The sequence below is a fragment of the Peribacillus frigoritolerans genome (genome assembly GCF_040250305.1).
Lineage (GTDB): Bacteria > Bacillota > Bacilli > Bacillales > DSM-1321 > Peribacillus.
Map to the genome: position 1 here is coordinate 15,001 of NZ_CP158190.1, position 15,000 is coordinate 30,000.

Sequence of the window (15,000 nt, forward strand, 5' to 3'; positions counted from 1 at the left end):
GAAAGGTGTAACGATCTGGGCACTGTCTCAACGAGAGACTCGGTGAAATTATAGTACCTGTGAAGATGCAGGTTACCCGCGACAGGACGGAAAGACCCCGTGGAGCTTTACTGCAGCCTGATATTGAATTTTGGTACAGCTTGTACAGGATAGGTAGGAGCCTGAGAAGCCGGAGCGCCAGCTTCGGTGGAGGCGTTGGTGGGATACTACCCTGGCTGTATTGAAATTCTAACCCGCGCCCCTTATCGGGGTGGGAGACAGTGTCAGGTGGGCAGTTTGACTGGGGCGGTCGCCTCCTAAAGAGTAACGGAGGCGCCCAAAGGTTCCCTCAGAATGGTTGGAAATCATTCGTAGAGTGTAAAGGCACAAGGGAGCTTGACTGCGAGACCTACAAGTCGAGCAGGGACGAAAGTCGGGCTTAGTGATCCGGTGGTTCCGCATGGAAGGGCCATCGCTCAACGGATAAAAGCTACCCCGGGGATAACAGGCTTATCTCCCCCAAGAGTCCACATCGACGGGGAGGTTTGGCACCTCGATGTCGGCTCATCGCATCCTGGGGCTGTAGTCGGTCCCAAGGGTTGGGCTGTTCGCCCATTAAAGCGGTACGCGAGCTGGGTTCAGAACGTCGTGAGACAGTTCGGTCCCTATCCGTCGCGGGCGCAGGAAATTTGAGAGGAGCTGTCCTTAGTACGAGAGGACCGGGATGGACGCACCGCTGGTGTACCAGTTGTCTTGCCAAAGGCATAGCTGGGTAGCTACGTGCGGACGGGATAAGTGCTGAAAGCATCTAAGCATGAAGCCCCCCTCAAGATGAGATTTCCCATGGCGCAAGCTAGTAAGATCCCTGAAAGATGATCAGGTTGATAGGTCAGAGGTGGAAGCATGGTGACATGTGGAGCTGACTGATACTAATAGATCGAGGACTTAACCAACGCTTTTTAAAAAATGAAATACCTTCTTATTATCTAGTTTTGAAGGAACAATGTTCCTCATATGTTTGGTGGCGATAGCGAAGAGGTCACACCCGTTCCCATTCCGAACACGGCAGTTAAGCTCTTCAGCGCCGATGGTAGTTGGGGGTTTCCCCCTGTGAGAGTAGGACGCCGCCAAGCCATTTATTAAGATCAGCCATTCGGCTGGTCTTTTTTCTTCGTTTCTAACCAGATCAATTCACCAAATTGAATCAAAGGTGGAACCTTCCGGACTTGATCCATTCAAATATTAAGAATGGCACCTTAGCTTGGCTTATTTTAAGGAATTGAACAATGCAGGGGTAATCATCATTAGGCATGGTTTTCAACAGTTCTGCCCACCATTCTGTTTCATAACGAGCTATTATGCTAAGGTTATAAGAAATCAAATAATGGATCAAAAGTTCAGGTAATGAAAAAGCTGACGAATCTTTATTAAGTGATAGCATGAACTGTCCTTCTGCTAAATTATACCGTATTGGGGAAGTTGCATTATGATTAGGGACGCCATCTGTTTTTAAATGCAGTGTCCCAGTAGCTTCTGAAATACTGTAAACTTGATTCGTTTTTGCTTTCAAAAATTCTTCCAACCGACTGCTGGACATTTGATAGCTATCCAATACCGCTGAAGGTAATTGAAAGCCATTCGAAGACGGTAACATGTCGACGAAATTTTTCCTTGAAACCGACCATGTATATTTTTGCATGTCTGGGATTTCCTTCATTAATGTTCCCATGGAAAACTTTTCACCTTCCAGATGCTTGATATGGAATAATTTCTCGGCAATGCAGGTGAAAAGTCCATTCTTTTGCGTTTTCACTTCGTCCTTTAAAAATTCATATTGTTGTTTTTTCTTTTTTCTCGTTGTTACCCCATGGGCAAGCATAGAAGTTGATTCCGGATAGTTAGGATCAATCGTGAGCAGACAAGCCTTTAACAATTGAGCGAATCCATAAAATGTAAGTATTGGTTGTATGGAAAGTGGTGCAATGGCAGCCTGATTATAATAAGTTTTAGCGTGTTCAAGATGGTAAATAAATGGATAACAATTATCGTAACTTTTTATTTCCGCTTCTGCTATTTTTTCGTGCGTGTAACATTTTTGCAAAAAAAGTTGTGAGGAAGATGCGGAAAAAAAAGGTGTATATTTATCGAAATTATCATTGTTTTCAGGCATTGCAGCTATCCTCCGAATTAATAGAATAATCAAACTTTTATTTCTCTTCTTGACAGTAGTATGTCCTATTGATAACCTACAAATAATATTTTTAAGCAGGAGGGGAAAATAATGTGGGAAAATAAATTTGCAAAAGAAGGTTTAACCTTTGATGATGTCCTATTAATTCCAGCGAAATCAGAGGTTTTGCCGAAAGATGTTAACCTTCAAGTCAACTTAGCTGAAAACTTAAGGCTCAACCTTCCTATCATCAGCGCAGGAATGGATACCGTTACAGAAGCTGAGATGGCAATTGCCATGGCCCGTCAAGGCGGATTGGGTATCATTCATAAAAATATGTCCATTGAAGCACAAGCTGAACTGGTGGATAAAGTAAAACGTTCAGAAAGCGGTGTAATTACCGATCCATTTTTCTTAACGCCGGATCACCAAGTATTCGATGCAGAGCATTTAATGGGTAAATATCGCATTTCAGGTGTTCCTGTAGTCAACAATATAGAGGATCAAAAACTTGTGGGTATCATTACAAACCGTGATTTGCGATTTATTTCCGATTTTTCCTTGAAGATTTCCAGTGTCATGACTGTAGAGAATCTGGTCACAGCGCCAGTGGGAACTAACTTGGAACAAGCAGAGAAGATCCTTCAAAAATACAAAATTGAAAAGCTTCCCCTTGTGGACGATAATGGAGTCCTTAAAGGACTTATTACGATCAAGGATATCGAGAAAGTCATCGAGTTCCCGAATTCGGCGAAAGATAAGCAAGGAAGATTACTTGCAGGTGCTGCAGTCGGCGTGACCAAGGATACAATGAAGCGTGTCGAAATGCTGGTTAAATCCCATGTCGATGCAATTGTACTTGATACTGCTCACGGTCATTCAGAAGGCGTCCTTGAAATGGTTAAGGAAATCCGCGCGACATATCCTGAATTGACGATCATTGCCGGTAATGTGGCAACAGCTGAAGGTACGAAAGCATTGATTGAAGCGGGAGCTGATGTAGTGAAAGTGGGAATCGGACCAGGGTCAATCTGTACGACAAGGGTTGTAGCTGGTGTAGGTGTTCCGCAAATCACGGCAGTCTTCGATTGTGCGACAGAAGCAAGAAAACATGGTAAAACGATTATCGCTGATGGCGGAATCAAATACTCTGGTGATATCGTTAAAGCCCTGGCTGCAGGCGGACATGCAGTAATGCTTGGCAGTATGCTTGCCGGTGTAACTGAAAGCCCTGGCGAAACGGAAATTTTCCAAGGCCGCCGTTTTAAAGTGTATCGGGGTATGGGCTCTGTTGCTGCTATGGAAAAGGGATCTAAGGACCGTTACTTCCAAGAAGATAACAAGAAATTCGTACCAGAAGGCATCGAAGGGCGCCTTCCATATAAAGGACCTCTATCAGATACCATTTTCCAGCTGATTGGCGGCATTCGTTCAGGTATGGGATATTGCGGTACAGCCACATTGGAAGAGTTGAGGGAAAACTCTCAATTTGTCAAAATGACTGGTGCTGGATTAAGGGAAAGCCATCCTCATGATGTCCAAATTACAAAAGAAGCACCGAACTACTCAATGTAATGAATTTAACATATAATCGTCATTAAAATTTATTGTTAAAATAGACAGAGTCTGCGATTACTCTGTCTATTTTTTTTATTTTTTCTGTGATAAACTAGACAAGGTGTCAAGGAAATTACATAAAGTTTCTTCTTTGTTATAGAGATTAGCTTAAAAGTTGGAGGTATTGGAAATTGAAAAAAATCAGCAAGACCCTCATTTTCACTTTTGTTTTTGTTCTTGTTATGTCGCAATTTGCCTATCAACCGGGGGAAGCTGTTGCTGAATCTGATAATTTGGGTTTAAAAGCAGAGGCAGCCATCATCATTGATGGTGAAACAGGACAAATCGTGTATGAAAAAAATGCCGATAAAGTATTAGGGATTGCATCCATGTCTAAAATGATGACAGAGTACATCATAATGGAGTCAATTGAAAATGGGAAAATCAGTTGGGATCAAAAAGTTAAAATAAATAAATACGTACATGACCTTTCAAAAGCACCCAATTTGTCGAATGTTGGGTTAACGGAAGGTGAAGATTATACAGTTAAGGAACTATATCAAGCTATGGCCGTCTATTCCGGAAATGCGGCAACAGTAGCTTTAGCACAGCTAGTTTCCGGAAGTGAAAAGAGCTTCGTTAAGTTAATGAACGAAAAAGCGAAGGAATTAGGCTTGAAAAACCATAAATTCGTTAATGCCAGCGGCTTGAATAACGGTGATTTATTAGGGCAGTTTCCTTCAGGTGATGAAGATGATGAAAATATCATGACAGCAAAAGATACTGCACTTCTTGCGTATCGTTTAATAAATGATTATCCGGAAGTGTTGAAAATCGCCAGCATCCCTAAATTGAAATTCCGTGATGGAAAAGAATATCCGAACTTCAACTGGATGCTGCCTGGCCTGATATTTGAATATAAAGGCGTAGATGGACTAAAAACGGGATCTACTGACTTTGCCGGATATGGACACACAGGGACGGTTATCCAGGACGGTCAGCGCTATATCACGGTGGTCATGAAGTCCACTAATAAAAACGAACGTTTTGCGGATAGCACTAAGCTTATGAACTATGCTTATGCAACCTTTAAAAAGGAAAAAGTCCTTCCTGCCAACTACCAGGTGAAAGGGAAAGAAACACTTTCAGTAGTGAAAGGCAAGGAAAAAAACGTTAAGATTCAATCTGAAAAAGCGATCGAGCTACTTGTTGAAAATGGTGAGAAAGACAACTATAAAACTGATTTAGTGATCGATAAAAACAAATTGAATGATGATGGTAAGCTGACTGCACCAATCAAAAAAGGTGAAAAGCTAGGTTACATCACAGTCACTCCTAAAAAAGGAGAAGATTACGGGTACATCAACGGAGATCAGGTTAAGGTTAACGTCGTAGCTGCTGAATCTGTTGAAAAGGCAAACTGGTTCGTACTATCAATGCGAGCGGTTGGCGGATTCTTTGGTGACGTATGGAGCAGTGTAGCTTCCACTGTTAAAGGCTGGTTTTAAGTTTCACGTATAAAACGGTTGCGTAATGTATAAAATTATAGTACATTATGGAAAACAATCTGATTATATAAGAAAGCAATGACAGGAAATAGTAACAAGTATTTCTTTCTATAGAGAGCCGATGGCTGGTGGAAATCGGTGTAAGAGTTTTGTGAATCCCTCCTGGAGCAGAGTATGGAAAGCCTTTTGGGTCAGTAAGTACTTTCGGTTAAAAGCCGTTATCGTGATAAGTGGTAGGCGTTTTTTAATAGGCCTTCAACTAGGGTGGCAACGCGGGTTAACTCTCGTCCCTTCTTCAGGGGACGGGAGTTTTTTGCGTTCTTTGATAAAACATCAAAATATTAAGGAGGAACTGAAAATGTTGGATTTGAAATATGTAAGAAATAATTTTGAAGAAGTGAAGCGTGTATTGCAATTTAGAGGAGAAGATTTGACCGATTTAGGTAAATTCGAGGAACTTGATGTAAAGCGTCGGAATTTGATTGCTGATACGGAAAAGTTGAAAAGCCAAAGAAATGAAGTTTCACAGCAAGTGGCCGTATTGAAACGGGAAAAAAAAGATGCAGATCAGCTGATTGCCCAAATGCGTGAAGTTGGTGACCGTATCAAAGGATTCGATGATGAACTTCGTGAAGTGGAAGCCCAGTTAGAAACATTACTTCTTTCCATTCCGAACATTCCGCATGAAAGTGTGCCTGTTGGTGAGACGGAAGACGATAATGTCGAAATCCGTAAATGGGGAGAGTTACCGGAATTCAAGTTTGAACCGAAACCACACTGGGATGTAGCCGGAGATCTAGGCATCCTGGATTTTGAACGGGCAGCAAAAGTGACCGGAAGCCGATTTGTATTTTATAGGGGTCTTGGTGCTCGATTAGAACGTGCATTAATTAGCTTTATGTTAGACCTTCATGTTGAGGAACATGGATATGAAGAAATGCTGCCACCATATATGGTTAACCGTGCAAGCATGACTGGCACAGGTCAATTGCCAAAATTCGAAGAGGATGCTTTCCGTATTGAAAGTGATGATTACTTCTTGATTCCTACAGCTGAAGTCCCGGTGACAAACTTCCATCGTGATGAAATCATGAGCATGGACGATCTGCCGATAAGCTATGCGGCATACAGCGCTTCTTTCCGTTCAGAGGCAGGATCTGCAGGTCGTGATACCCGCGGGTTAATTCGTCAGCACCAGTTCAATAAAGTTGAACTAGTTAAATTCGTGAAGCCGGAAGATTCTTATGCAGAATTGGAAAATCTCACGGGTCATGCGGAGAAGGTCCTTCAATTGCTAGGACTACCATACCGAGTGCTGAGCATGTGTACGGGAGATCTTGGCTTCACTGCTGCTAAAAAGTATGATATCGAGGTTTGGATCCCGAGTTATGGAACGTACCGCGAAATTTCTTCTTGCAGTAACTTTGAAGCATTCCAGGCTAGACGGGCCAATATTCGCTTCAGACGTGATGCAAAAGGCAAACCGGAACACGTCCATACTCTAAATGGATCAGGTTTGGCAATCGGCCGTACAGTCGCTGCCCTTTTGGAAAATTACCAGCAGGAAGATGGCAGTGTTATCATTCCTGAAGTATTACGTCCATATATGCGCGGTGCGGAAGTCATTAAACCGTAAGTCAAAAGGAATCAGCTTCTGATTAAGGAGGCTGATTCCCCTTTTTATCAAAGTTTAAAAATTATTTTAAAAAAACTTTATAGAGCGCTTGACTTTAATTTTAATTCCATGTAATATAATAAATGTTGATACGGAGGTATACCCAAGTCCGGCTGAAGGGATCGGTCTTGAAAACCGACAGGGGAGTCAAATCCCGCGGGGGTTCGAATCCCTCTACCTCCTCCATAACTTATTAATAACCACAGCGCATAAATTGGATATCGATGAATTCCGTTGCAGATATGTAACGGAATTTTTGTTTTCTAATATATTAAAAAACCACCGGATAACCGGTGGTTTTTCTTTTTATACATTTCGCAGCAACTTGGTTTGCTCCATATATTCGGCAATCCGTTTTATAAGAGGTTCGATGCTTGCTTCATCCTGCATAAGGTCATATTCGTTTATATTTAATCGTAGGACAGGGCAGGCGTTGAATTGATCAATCCATTCCTCGTAACGGCCGTGCATTTCCTGCCAATATTCAATTGGGGTATGCTGTTCCATTGGACGGCCGCGTTCTTGGATCCGGTCGAGGATATCATCAAGCGAACCTTCGAGATAGATTAGTAAATCAGGGTGCGGGAAGTATGGCGTCATTACCATGGCATTGAAAAGGCTTGTATACGTTTCGTAGTCCACATCATTCATCGTGCCTTTTTCATAATGCATTTTTGCAAATATCCCTGTGTCTTCATAAATGGAACGGTCTTGGATAAAACCACCGCCATATTCGAAGATTTTTTTTTGCTCTTTAAAACGTTCAGCGAGGAAATAGATTTGCAGGTGGAAACTCCAGCGATTAAAATCATCGTAAAACTTATCCAGGTAGGGGTTCGTATCAACCTTTTCAAAGGATGTCCTGAATTGAAGGGCATCGGCTAACGCATTGGTCATGGTCGATTTTCCTACGCCAACCGTCCCTGCTATCGTGATGACGGCGTTGTTTGGAATATTATATTTCTTTCGTAAGTTCATTTGACTTTACTCCTTTGTGCAGGGCATTCTCTATTTGACTGATTATCGTTTTCAAATCATCCTTGTTCCCGACAAAATCCAGCTCATCTCCGTTGAATGTAAGAACAGGTATGTCAGGGTGCTGTTTCTCAAATGTTTCCATGAATGTTCGATAATCCGCGGATAACTGCTCTAAATAAATGGAGGATATATTTTTTTCGAATTCACGACCTCTTTTACCGATTCGGGAAAGAAGAGTATCAAGACTTGCGTTTAAATAAATCACCATATTAGGTTTAGGCATATCCCGTGTTAAAATATTGAATATTTCAAGGTATTTATTGTATTGTCCGTTCTTTAACGTTCGTTCAGCAAATATCAAGTTCTTGAATATATGGTAATCAGCCACCACGGCTTGGTCATTAGTAAGATACTTTTTATCGATATCTTCCAATTGTTTATAACGGTTACACAGAAAAAACATTTCTGTTTGAAAGCTCCACTCATCAATATCTTTATAGAATTTCCCGAGAAATGGATTTTCATCAACAATTTCCTTCAATAATGAAATTTGAAAATGATCTGCGATAACTTTTGCAAGTGATGTTTTTCCCACGCCGATTGGACCTTCGACAGTGATAAATGGGGTGGATTTCATCCAATCTGTCCTCCTTCAATGAGGTATCAAGCTGAAATTCCCGGTTATTAGGTTTTTCGCCAAGAGATATTGTATCACAGACTTGGGACTTTAGTGACATTTTTGTCAGGTTGATAAAGAAAGAGAATGAAAGAGTGTTATCGGGGATGTATGTAGGTTAGTGCCCTTGTTCAATTGAATGCTTAAATGTCTTCACCTTCTTTTATGGACGCCTTGAGAACATGGTTCATCATCTTTAATGCGTAATGATTATCTTCCTTTGATGCAGAAGCGATGCAATCCTTCGGAATCCATAATTTATATTCCCGCATATAGGCATCATTGGCCGTGAATAGGACGCAGATGTTGCCAGCTATTCCAGTAATGATCAGGGTTTCCACGTTTAATCGTTTAAGCAGTGTATTGAGTGCCGTCCCATAAAATGCGGAATGCTTCGGCTTGATGAGAAAGAATTCATCCTGTTGAGGTTTTATTCTTTCGATTAATGAGGCATTCCCTTCATTTTTACATCTAGCAATAATTTTATCGAAGTCAGCCTGCCATAAATCATAATGATCGTTGATATAAATGATTGGAAAACCCTTTTCTTTCATTTGCTTTTTTAATTTCAAAATCGGATCGACGATAAGCTTCGTATGTGCAAGGAGCATATTCCCGTATTTGAAATCAAAATCATTGATCATATCAATGATAAGCAATGCAAAAGAAGGCGTTTCAGGTCGATTCATGGTATATCCTCCTGTAATGTGAGAATTTACTTGCAGCACGTATGCCGCATGCGTTACTATTCATTAGAACAAGTAGTATGACCTTTATTTTGTCTTATATTTGTCTGTTTACTCCTACTTAATATAAGGGGGTTTTTTTATGAAGGATGATGTTTATTACATGAATTTAGCCTTAAAGGAAGCGGAAAAGGCGCAGATGTTGAATGAAGTGCCGATTGGCGCTTTAATCGTAATAGATGATCAAGTTATTTCGACGGGGCATAACCTGAGGGAAACGGAACAGAATGCGACGGCACATGCGGAGCTGCTTGCGATCAATGAGGCTTGCCGTGCTACTGGCAGTTGGCGTCTTGAAGATGCGACATTATATGTAACGCTGGAGCCCTGTCCCATGTGTGCTGGTGCCATCTTGCAATCAAGGGTAAAAAGGGTTGTTTTTGGAGCCCATGACCCAAAGGCTGGCTGTGCAGGGACATTCATGGATTTACTCCAAGATGAACGCTTCAACCATCAATGTGATGTAACAAGCGGTGTATTAGGGGAAGAGTGCGGCTGGATATTGACTTCATTTTTTAAAGAACTTAGGGATAGAAAGAAAAGGTTGAAAAGAGAGCAAGCACTCAAAATTGCCGAGGAAAATAAATAGGTGAAAACGAATGTTGAAGATGAGGCTTTGCTTCATTTGATAAATTTGGAATCAAACTGTCCATGAACAACACTTGCGTTTTTTTTGTTACCTTAGTATAATGAATTATGCGTCGACATGACGCTTTGAATTTGGTATTACTTTTGCCGTGCTAGACGGGGAGGTAGCGGTGCCCTGTACTCGCAATCCGCTCTAGCGAGGTTGAATCCCTTCTCGAGGTTAGCATTCTGTAGGGCCTGCCTTAAGTAAGTGGTGTTGACGCCCGGGTCCTGCGCAATGGGACTCCATGAACCATGTCAGGTCCGGAAGGAAGCAGCATTAAGTGGAAGTTCTCATGTGCCGCAGGGTTGCCTGGGCCGAGCTAACTGCTTAAGTAACGCTTATGGTTGCTAATCGACAGAAGGTGCACGGCAGTTATTTTACATAAACAAAAAACTCATTCGTATCGGGTGGGTTTTTTTTTATGCCAAGAAGGTAAAGCGCTTGGCATTTTTGAAAAAAATGAGACAATGATAGAATTTCTTTTTAGACTTTGATATTAAGGAAATCAGTAATGTATAATAAACAAGGTGGAGAAAAAAAGGAGGGATTTCCGTGGGGTATCAAGCATTATACCGGGTATGGCGGCCACAACAATTCATTGATGTAGTCGGGCAGGAACATGTAACGAAAACGTTGCAGAATGCCTTGGTCGGGCAGAAGGTTTCGCATGCCTATTTATTTTCCGGTCCGCGTGGAACAGGGAAAACAAGTGCTGCCAAAATTCTGGCAAAAGCAGTGAATTGTGAGCATGCCCCGACAAGTGAGCCCTGTAACGAATGTGCTACCTGCCGCGGAATCACCGATGGCTCCATATCAGATGTTATAGAAATTGATGCAGCATCCAATAATGGTGTCGAGGAAATCCGTGACATTCGTGATAAGGTCAAATATGCACCGAACGCGGTTACATATAAAGTTTATATCATTGATGAGGTACATATGCTATCACAGGGTGCTTTCAATGCACTTTTGAAGACATTGGAAGAACCCCCGAAGCACGTGATTTTTATATTGGCGACGACTGAACCTCATAAGATTCCACTAACGATCATTTCCCGTTGCCAAAGGTTTGATTTTAAAAGGATCCAGCCTCAAGATATAGTTGGCAGGATGTCACAGATCATCGCAGAAACAGGTGTTTCATGTGATGAACAAGCCCTGCATATCATTGCGAGGGCAGCCGAAGGCGGGATGCGGGATGCACTAAGCCTTCTTGATCAAGCGATATCCTTCAGTTCAGAGACGGTTTCTGTGGAAGATGCATTGACTGTCACCGGTTCTGTTTCGCAGGCGTTTTTAAGCCGGCTGGCAAAAGCTATATATGATAAAGAAGTAGCGGTGGCACTTGAAGTCCTTGAAGAATTGCTGGCCATGGGAAAAGACCCGGCTCGGTTCATTGAAGACATGATTTATTATTTCCGTGACATGCTTTTGTTTCAAACGGCACCGGCACTGGCAGAATCCTTCGAGCGTGTTTTGATAGATCCCCAATTTAAGGAATTGGCAGAAGTGATCTCTTCTGAATCGATTTACTCCATTATCGAAAGCTTCAATCAAACACAGCAGGATATGAAATGGACAAATCATCCAAGGATTTTCCTTGAAGTGGCACTTGTGAAGTTATGTAATGAGCAAAGGCCAAATCAAAATGATAACGGGCAGCTGTTGCAGCTGCAGCAGAAAATAGAAGATTTAGAGAAGAAATTGATTGAAATGCAGAAAAACGGCATTCCGGCAGCCATGACAGAAAAGCCTGCAGAGCAGGCTAAGGTGCAAAGGGCCGTTAAAAAGGCATATAAAGCACCTGCAGGGAAGATCAATCAAGTTTTGAAACAAGCTACAAAGCCAGGTCTTAATGCTGTGAAAAGTAAGTGGGGGGAAGTGCTTGAGCAGTTAGGTCAGCAAAACCAAAAGTCATTGGCAGCTTTATTAACGGAGGCAGAACCTGTTGCTGCGTCAACTGAAGCTTTTGTGGTAAAATTCAAATATGATATTCATTGTCAAATGGCAATGGAAAATAACCGTTTCGTGGAAGTGATAGCCTCGATCATGCAGCAATTGACCGGACACCGAATGGAGATAGCTGGAGTTCCGGAGAGCCAGTGGCAAAGGTTGCGGGAGGACTTCATCTCAACACAGCAGTTCGACGGTCCCGAAGAAACGGAATCAAAAGAAGAAGACCCCTTTATAGCAGAGGCTAGAAAATTAGTCGGCGATGATTTACTTGAAATTAAAGAATAATTGGAGGTAAGGAAAATGGGTATGCGCGGCGGTAATATGCAGAACATGATGAAACAAATGCAAAAGATGCAAAAGAAGATGGCAGAGGCACAAGAAGAATTAGGTGAAAAAAAGATTGAAGGAACTGCTGGCGGCGGAATGGTAACGGTCATCGTGACTGGACATAAAGAAATCGTCGATGTAATCATCAAACCGGAAGTTGTCGATCCGGATGATATCGATATGCTTCAGGATTTAGTTCTGGCTGCGACTAACGATGCTTTGAAAAAGGCGGAAGAATTGACAAACCAAACGATGGGACAATTCACTAAGGGAATGAACCTTCCGGGTATGTTTTAAGCAAGTTCAAAAGAAACTTCCTTTCAGGGGGTTTCTTTTGAAATTTTTAGGAGGAATTCGATGCATTATCCAGAACCAATTTCCAAGCTCATTGACAGTTTTATGAAATTGCCGGGGATTGGTCCTAAAACGGCTGCTCGATTAGCCTTTCATGTATTAAGCATGAAGGAAGATACTGTTTTGGATTTTGCAAAGGCACTTGTTAATGCTAAGCGGAATCTTATGTATTGCTCAGTCTGCGGTCATATTACCGATCAAGATCCCTGTTATATCTGCGAAGATCAAAAGAGGGACAGAAGTTTGATTTGTGTGGTTCAGGACCCTAAAGATGTAATAGCTATGGAAAAGATGAGAGAGTTCAATGGTTTATACCATGTACTGCATGGCAGTATTTCCCCGATGGACGGAATCGGTCCGGAAGATATAAATATTCCTGATTTATTAAAGCGCCTGCAAGATGAAACAGTGCTGGAGGTCATTTTGGCTACTAATCCTAACATTGAAGGTGAAGCGACAGCCATGTATATTTCGCGGTTGCTTAGACCTTCAGGAATTAAAGTGACCCGAATTGCCCACGGACTTCCTGTTGGCGGAGATTTGGAGTATGCGGATGAAGTGACGCTATCAAAAGCAATTGAAGGAAGAAGAGAAATATAAGGTAGCTGGGAGGACTTCACTTGTTCTTTCGTAAAAAAAAGAAACTTCGGAATGAATTCAATGATTCATTAATCGAAGAGCTTGAACAGTTGAAATGGAATTGGCATAATCAAAAATCACTACTTGAAAAAAGCGTTGATCCATCTGAGGAAGTAATCGCCCAAACGAGGCTGGCGGAAGTGAAATATTTCTACCTATTCAGGGAAGTTAAAAGAAGGAATGTCCGCTTAAAAAGATGATAAGGAAATGGCTGTGAAGGATTTCGTATTCCTCATGGCCATTTTTTCAGTTCTTAATCCATCGTTCCCTTCATATAAGTGTAGTACAAGCTTGCGGGGAGGAATGAGTTTGGAACCAGTTGTCTTTGTTGCCGTAATTGGCGGCCTGATTTTAATGCTCCTTATTATCGGGGCGCCATTAAGACCCGTCCGGTTCATAGGGCAGGGGATTATAAAGATCATTATCGGTGCAGCATTTTTGTTCTTTTTGAATACACTTGGGAATCAAGCGGGCATTCATGTCCCCATCAACCCTGTTACCTCGGCAGTCGCCGGCCTGCTTGGAATACCGGGAGTTGCCGCTTTGGCAGCCATTGGTTATTGGATTATCTAAAGGAAATGCGTAGAAGTCATTCTTATGAAAACCTCATGGATATCTCCATGGGGTTTTCATCATGTTATAGTTTTTTTAAAAAAACTAATTAAACCATTGACGATAACTCTTCAACCTGATAATATATTAGGAGTCGCCAATAACGACATCATAAATTGCTCAATCAAAAAAACAATATAAAAAAAGTTGTTGACATTAGATTGAGTAAGTGATAAGATAATAAAGTCGCTTACGAAGTAACGACAATAAATCGCTCTTTGAAAACTGAACAAAACAAAGCGCCAACGTTAAATTTTAAGTGAGCACACACTATTAAAAAAGCAAATGAGCAAGTCAAACATTTCTTCGGAGAGTTTGATCCTGGCTCAGGACGAACGCTGGCGGCGTGCCTAATACATGCAAGTCGAGCGAATCGACGGGAGCTTGCTCCCTGAGATTAGCGGCGGACGGGTGAGTAACACGTGGGCAACCTGCCTATAAGACTGGGATAACTTCGGGAAACCGGAGCTAATACCGGATACGTTCTTTTCTCGCATGAGAGAAGATGGAAAGACGGTTTACGCTGTCACTTATAGATGGGCCCGCGGCGCATTAGCTAGTTGGTGAGGTAATGGCTCACCAAGGCGACGATGCGTAGCCGACCTGAGAGGGTGATCGGCCACACTGGGACTGAGACACGGCCCAGACTCCTACGGGAGGCAGCAGTAGGGAATCTTCCGCAATGGACGAAAGTCTGACGGAGCAACGCCGCGTGAACGAAGAAGGCCTTCGGGTCGTAAAGTTCTGTTGTTAGGGAAGAACAAGTACCAGAGTAACTGCTGGTACCTTGACGGTACCTAACCAGAAAGCCACGGCTAACTACGTGCCAGCAGCCGCGGTAATACGTAGGTGGCAAGCGTTGTCCGGAATTATTGGGCGTAAAGCGCGCGCAGGTGGTTCCTTAAGTCTGATGTGAAAGCCCACGGCTCAACCGTGGAGGGTCATTGGAAACTGGGGAACTTGAGTGCAGAAGAGGAAAGTGGAATTCCAAGTGTAGCGGTGAAATGCGTAGAGATTTGGAGGAACACCAGTGGCGAAGGCGACTTTCTGGTCTGTAACTGACACTGAGGCGCGAAAGCGTGGGGAGCAAACAGGATTAGATACCCTGGTAGTCCACGCCGTAAACGATGAGTGCTAAGTGTTAGAGGGTTTCCGCCCTTTAGTGCTGCAGCTAACGCATTAAGCACTCCGC

Annotated in this window: 13 protein-coding genes, 1 tRNA gene, 3 rRNA genes, 1 other RNA gene and 1 other annotated feature (2 of these 19 cut by a window edge); of the genes, 14 read left to right on the plus strand and 4 right to left on the minus strand. The window is 42.5% G+C overall.

All coding sequences use genetic code 11. The annotated features are described in order from the left end of the window. Positions 1–932: ribosomal RNA gene (locus ABOA58_RS00060) — 23S ribosomal RNA — on the plus strand; it begins 2,001 nt to the left of the window's first position. A gap of 64 nt (positions 933–996) precedes the next feature. Next, a 5S ribosomal RNA gene (gene rrf, locus ABOA58_RS00065) occupies positions 997–1,112 on the plus strand. A 71-nt stretch (positions 1,113–1,183) separates the two neighbouring features. Here rrf and ABOA58_RS00070 read toward each other — a convergent pair. Further along, the gene (locus ABOA58_RS00070) at positions 1,184–2,149 is read right to left on the minus strand and encodes a YaaC family protein (RefSeq protein WP_350300823.1); all 966 of its coding nucleotides are present in this window, start codon (positions 2,147–2,149) and stop codon (positions 1,184–1,186) included. Between the two features lie 111 nt (positions 2,150–2,260). On the opposite strand from ABOA58_RS00070, the gene guaB reads away from it, so the two are divergent. From guaB to ABOA58_RS00090, 4 genes are all read left to right on the plus strand, one after another. Next, entirely contained in the window at positions 2,261–3,724 is a 1,464-nt protein-coding gene (gene guaB, locus ABOA58_RS00075) for an IMP dehydrogenase (protein ID WP_336059750.1), read from the plus strand. A 173-nt stretch (positions 3,725–3,897) separates the two neighbouring features. Continuing rightward, entirely contained in the window at positions 3,898–5,214 is a 1,317-nt protein-coding gene (locus ABOA58_RS00080) for a D-alanyl-D-alanine carboxypeptidase family protein (RefSeq protein WP_350300824.1), read from the plus strand. A gap of 69 nt (positions 5,215–5,283) precedes the next feature. Then, positions 5,284–5,509 (plus strand) — a binding site (T-box leader). Positions 5,510–5,572: 63 nt separating this feature from the next. Beyond that, positions 5,573–6,850 carry a serine--tRNA ligase gene (serS, locus tag ABOA58_RS00085; RefSeq protein WP_350300825.1) on the plus strand — a complete coding sequence of 426 codons (1,278 nt, stop codon included), beginning with the start codon at positions 5,573–5,575 and terminating at the stop codon, positions 6,848–6,850. A 132-nt stretch (positions 6,851–6,982) separates the two neighbouring features. Then, positions 6,983–7,075 (plus strand) — tRNA-Ser (locus tag ABOA58_RS00090). A gap of 120 nt (positions 7,076–7,195) precedes the next feature. Here the strand turns inward: ABOA58_RS00090 and ABOA58_RS00095 are convergent. The 3 genes from ABOA58_RS00095 to ABOA58_RS00105 form a co-directional block, all read right to left on the minus strand. Beyond that, positions 7,196–7,867 carry a deoxynucleoside kinase gene (locus ABOA58_RS00095; RefSeq protein WP_076373259.1) on the minus strand — a complete coding sequence of 224 codons (672 nt, stop codon included), beginning with the start codon at positions 7,865–7,867 and terminating at the stop codon, positions 7,196–7,198. Further along, the gene (locus ABOA58_RS00100) at positions 7,845–8,504 is read right to left on the minus strand and encodes a deoxynucleoside kinase (protein WP_350300826.1); all 660 of its coding nucleotides are present in this window, start codon (positions 8,502–8,504) and stop codon (positions 7,845–7,847) included. The genes ABOA58_RS00095 and ABOA58_RS00100 overlap by 23 nt, the downstream gene beginning before the upstream one ends. Positions 8,505–8,686: 182 nt before the next feature. Then, complete coding sequence (locus tag ABOA58_RS00105; protein ID WP_350300827.1) at positions 8,687–9,232, minus strand: isochorismatase family cysteine hydrolase; 546 nt, start codon at positions 9,230–9,232, stop codon at positions 8,687–8,689. Positions 9,233–9,371: 139 nt separating this feature from the next. Here ABOA58_RS00105 and tadA point away from each other — a divergent pair, with 139 nt between their 5' ends. The 8 genes from tadA to ABOA58_RS00145 form a co-directional block, all read left to right on the plus strand. Beyond that, positions 9,372–9,878, plus strand: a complete 507-nt coding sequence (gene tadA, locus ABOA58_RS00110; RefSeq protein ID WP_350300828.1) for a tRNA adenosine(34) deaminase TadA — start codon at positions 9,372–9,374, stop codon at positions 9,876–9,878. A gap of 146 nt (positions 9,879–10,024) precedes the next feature. Then, positions 10,025–10,289, plus strand: an RNA gene (ffs, locus tag ABOA58_RS00115) — signal recognition particle sRNA large type. Positions 10,290–10,472: 183 nt separating this feature from the next. Next, positions 10,473–12,161, plus strand: a complete 1,689-nt coding sequence (dnaX, locus tag ABOA58_RS00120; protein WP_350300829.1) for a DNA polymerase III subunit gamma/tau — start codon at positions 10,473–10,475, stop codon at positions 12,159–12,161. A gap of 21 nt (positions 12,162–12,182) precedes the next feature. Further along, positions 12,183–12,500: a YbaB/EbfC family nucleoid-associated protein gene (locus tag ABOA58_RS00125; protein WP_053348895.1), complete on the plus strand. Its 318-nt coding sequence runs from the start codon at positions 12,183–12,185 to the stop codon at positions 12,498–12,500. 60 nt (positions 12,501–12,560) lie between these two features. Beyond that, positions 12,561–13,157, plus strand: coding sequence for a recombination mediator RecR (recR, locus tag ABOA58_RS00130; protein WP_034316264.1), 597 nt, complete (start codon positions 12,561–12,563; stop codon positions 13,155–13,157). Positions 13,158–13,177: 20 nt separating this feature from the next. Next, a complete protein-coding gene (locus tag ABOA58_RS00135) occupies positions 13,178–13,396 on the plus strand; it encodes a YaaL family protein (RefSeq protein ID WP_034316261.1) in 219 nt (72 codons plus the stop codon). A gap of 103 nt (positions 13,397–13,499) precedes the next feature. After that, positions 13,500–13,769, plus strand: a complete 270-nt coding sequence (locus ABOA58_RS00140) for a pro-sigmaK processing inhibitor BofA family protein (protein WP_387552124.1) — start codon at positions 13,500–13,502, stop codon at positions 13,767–13,769. A 342-nt stretch (positions 13,770–14,111) separates the two neighbouring features. Further along, positions 14,112–15,000 (plus strand): 16S ribosomal RNA (locus ABOA58_RS00145); it runs 662 nt beyond the window's last position.

What these genes read in the sequence shown, in the direction of transcription:
- serS (WP_350300825.1), top strand. Translation starts at nt 5,573, where the DNA reads ATGTTGGATTTGAAATATGTAAGAAATAATTTTGAAGAAGTGAAGCGT.
- ABOA58_RS00100 (WP_350300826.1), bottom strand. Translation starts at nt 8,504, where the DNA reads ATGAAATCCACCCCATTTATCACTGTCGAAGGTCCAATCGGCGTGGGA.
- guaB (WP_336059750.1), top strand. Translation starts at nt 2,261, where the DNA reads ATGTGGGAAAATAAATTTGCAAAAGAAGGTTTAACCTTTGATGATGTC.
- ABOA58_RS00105 (WP_350300827.1), bottom strand. Translation starts at nt 9,232, where the DNA reads ATGAATCGACCTGAAACGCCTTCTTTTGCATTGCTTATCATTGATATG.
- ABOA58_RS00070 (WP_350300823.1), bottom strand. Translation starts at nt 2,149, where the DNA reads ATGCCTGAAAACAATGATAATTTCGATAAATATACACCTTTTTTTTCC.
- ABOA58_RS00125 (WP_053348895.1), top strand. Translation starts at nt 12,183, where the DNA reads ATGCGCGGCGGTAATATGCAGAACATGATGAAACAAATGCAAAAGATG.
- recR (WP_034316264.1), top strand. Translation starts at nt 12,561, where the DNA reads ATGCATTATCCAGAACCAATTTCCAAGCTCATTGACAGTTTTATGAAA.
- ABOA58_RS00140 (WP_387552124.1), top strand. Translation starts at nt 13,500, where the DNA reads ATGAGTTTGGAACCAGTTGTCTTTGTTGCCGTAATTGGCGGCCTGATT.
- tadA (WP_350300828.1), top strand. Translation starts at nt 9,372, where the DNA reads ATGAAGGATGATGTTTATTACATGAATTTAGCCTTAAAGGAAGCGGAA.
- ABOA58_RS00095 (WP_076373259.1), bottom strand. Translation starts at nt 7,867, where the DNA reads ATGAACTTACGAAAGAAATATAATATTCCAAACAACGCCGTCATCACG.